Origin of the sequence: Actinomadura soli, assembly GCF_005889715.1 — a bacterium.
In the GTDB taxonomy this organism is placed as follows: domain Bacteria; phylum Actinomycetota; class Actinomycetes; order Streptosporangiales; family Streptosporangiaceae; genus Spirillospora; species Spirillospora soli.
Genome location: NZ_VCKW01000543.1, coordinates 1 through 1,751, shown reverse-complemented (window position 1 = coordinate 1,751; position 1,751 = coordinate 1). Strand labels below are relative to the sequence as shown.

Annotated in this window: 2 protein-coding genes; one reads left to right on the top strand and one right to left on the bottom strand. The window is 71.8% G+C overall.

Annotation, left to right across the window (positions count from 1 at the left end; genetic code table 11):
- Nucleotides 1-38: 38 nt before the first annotated feature.
- Nucleotides 39-875, bottom strand: coding sequence for a L,D-transpeptidase (locus tag ETD83_RS41685; RefSeq protein ID WP_230421544.1), 837 nt, complete (start codon nt 873-875; stop codon nt 39-41).
- 212 nt (nt 876-1,087) lie between these two features.
- On the opposite strand from ETD83_RS41685, the gene ETD83_RS41680 reads away from it, so the two are divergent.
- On the top strand, nt 1,088-1,636 hold the full coding sequence (locus ETD83_RS41680) for a YceI family protein (RefSeq protein WP_138650743.1): 549 nt from the start codon (nt 1,088-1,090) through the stop codon (nt 1,634-1,636).
- The last annotated feature ends 115 nt before the right edge of the window (nt 1,637-1,751 follow it).

Here is a 1,751-nt window from a genome sequence, read left to right as displayed (position 1 = left end):
GGCGGGCTGGGCCCTCGGCCGGGGCTTCGGGCCGGGCGTCAGGCGGTGACGAGGACTGGGGTGCCTAGCGGCGCCTTGGCGAGGCGTTTCAGGGCGTCCGGGGGCACGCGCACGCAGCCGTGGGTGATGGCTTTGCCGAAGACGGACGCGCTGGGCCAGCCGTGGAACGCGACCGTCCCGGGACCGCCGCCGAAGGTGTCGAGCGTCTCGGAGTGCGCGCCGACCGGCAGGATGAGCGGGCTGTAGGTCGGCTTGGACGGGGCCAGCGAGGCGAGGACGAACGTCCGTCCGGTCGGGGTGGGCGTCTTCGGCGCGCCGACCGCCACGGACCAGGTGCCCTCCTTGCGGCCGGAGTTCAGGAGGGTCAGCTTGCGGTCGCTGACGTCCACCTTGATGACGTGGGAGCTGCGCGCGACCTTCAGCCCGGAGTCGGGGATCCAGCCGGTCACGCCGTTGGGGCGGCTGGGCAGCAGCACGCGCCGCCAGCCGGGGCGGGTCTCCACGACCGGCACCCAGGTGTCGCCCTTGAGCTGGCTGGCGGGCAGTTCCGCCACGGCGGGCGCGCCGGGCTGCGACGACACGGGGGCGGTCTCGGTGGGGTGGACGACCGTCCCGTCCATGGCGGCGGCGGGCGCGGTGTCGGCCGGCAGGTCGTTGAGGGTCGTGTACGTGGTCGCCTCGGGCAGCTTTCCTCCTCCGCCGCCGTCCGCGGCCGCCGCCTTGCCCGCTCCCGGCTCCCCTCCCCCGCAGCCGGTCACGAGGACGGCCGTGGCCGCCAGTACGGCCGCGCCCGTCGCCGGACCGCGGGCCCGGCGGGGCCGATGGACCGGGCGCGCCGCGCCGCGGATCGCGGCGCGCGGTTGTTCGTCGCTCACGAGGACTCCCGATGATCGTGGACGCCGGCGGGACGGGTCGTTCGCTCTCCCCGGCCCACCTGTGTGACCGCTGATTACGCACGACCCCCCGATCGGGTTGCACGCCCGGGGAACAATCACGGATTTGACAATGTTTGAACCCTCAACTAACCTGCGACCAGTCGTTGAAGTTTCAAGCACATGGCTCGTTCCAACCACTGCTAGGAGTCATCATGAGCATCGCCGCCGTCGCCCCCGAGCTGACCGTGGGCACCTGGAACATCGACCCCGTGCACTCCGAGGTGACCTTCGTCATCCGGCACCTGATGACCAAGGTGCGCGGCACGTTCACCGAGTTCAGCGGGTCCGTGCAGATCGCCGAGGAGCTCTCCGCGTCCAGCGCCGTGGCCGAGATCAAGGTCGCCTCGCTCGACACCCGCAACGCCGACCGCGACGCCCACGTCCGGACCGCCGACGTCCTGGACGTCGAGAACCACCCGACCATGACCTTCGCGACCACCGGCGTGCGCTCCGAGGGCGGCGAGCACTACCTGGACGGTGACCTGACGATCAAGGGCGTCACCCGTCCGGTGAGCCTCTCGGTCGAGTTCAACGGCGTCGCCGAGGACCCCTGGGGCGGGACGCGCGCCGGGTTCTCCGCCGGCACCACCATCAACCGCAAGGACTGGGGCATCGAGTTCAACGTGCCGCTGAAGGGCGACAAGGCCCTGCTCGGCGACAAGGTCGACCTCCAGCTGGAGATCCAGGCCGTCCGCGCCTGACCTCACACTTTCCAAGGGCCGCCCATGTGGGCGGCCCTTAGTCATTCCCCGGCGCCCCCGGCTGGCCCGAACCGCCGAACGGCCGGATCAGTGTGGGTGGGCGGAGGGTAGGCGG

Coding starts and splice junctions, on each gene's coding strand:
- ETD83_RS41680 (WP_138650743.1), top strand. CDS start 1,088: ATGAGCATCGCCGCCGTCGCCCCCGAGCTGACCGTGGGCACCTGGAAC.